This is a genomic window from Arthrobacter sp. GMC3, assembly GCF_002929305.1.
GTDB lineage: Bacteria > Actinomycetota > Actinomycetes > Actinomycetales > Micrococcaceae > Specibacter.
The window spans coordinates 1-873 of sequence record NZ_PJIO01000061.1 but is presented as its reverse complement, the minus strand read 5'-3'; the positions used below and the strand labels follow the sequence as shown (position 1 = coordinate 873).

1 protein-coding gene is annotated in these 873 nt (G+C 51.9%); it reads left to right on the top strand.

Features of this window, described 5'->3' with window-relative positions; all coding sequences use genetic code 11:
- Window positions 1-692: IS5 family transposase (locus tag CXQ94_RS21395; RefSeq protein ID WP_104092575.1), on the top strand; the 692-nt coding region annotated here is incomplete at its 5' end.
- Window positions 693-873 lie beyond the last annotated feature (181 nt).

The following is an 873-nucleotide window of genomic DNA, read 5'->3' as shown; positions in this document are numbered from 1 at the left end:
TGGTCCTGCCGGATATCATCACCATCATGAATTTCCGCCACCTGCTCGAGCAGCATCAACTGGCCCGTCAATTGTTCAAGACCATCAATCGCTGGCTGGCCGAAGCAGGCGTCATGATGACCCAAGGCACTTTGGTGGATGCCACCATCATTGAGGCACCCAGCTCTACCAAGAACAAAGAGCAGCAACGCGATCCGGAGATGCATCAGACCAAGAAAGGCAATCAGTGGCACTTTGGCATGAAGGTCCACATTGGTGTCGATGCCAAGAGTGGCCTGACCCACAGCCTAGTCACCACCGCGGCCAACGAGCATGACCTCAATCAGCTGGGTAATCTGCTTCATGGAGAGGAGCAATTTGTCTCAGCCGATGCCGGCTACCAAGGAGCGCCACAGCGCGAGGAGCTGGCCGAGGTGGATGTGGACTGGCCGATCGCCGAGCATCCCGGCAAGGTAAAAACCTTGAAGCAGCATCCGCGCAAGAACAAAACGGCCATCAACATCGAATACATGAAAGCCAGCATCCGTGCCAAGGTAGAGCACCCGTTTCGCATCATCAAGCGGCAGTTCGGCTTCGTGAAAGCCAGATACAAGGGGCTGCTGAAAAACGATAACCAACTGGCGATGTTATTCACCCTGGCCAACCTGTTTCGGGTGGACCAAATGATACGTCAGTGGGAGAGATCTCACTAAAAACTGGGGATAACGCCTTAAATGGCGAAGAAACGGTCTAAATAGGCTGATTCAAGGCATTTACGGGAGAAAAAATCGGCTCAAACATGAAGAAATGAAATGACTGAGTCAGCCGAGAAGAATTTCCCCGCTTATTCGCACCTTCCCTTGTGAGTCCATTAAAACCCGATTTAAAACATTT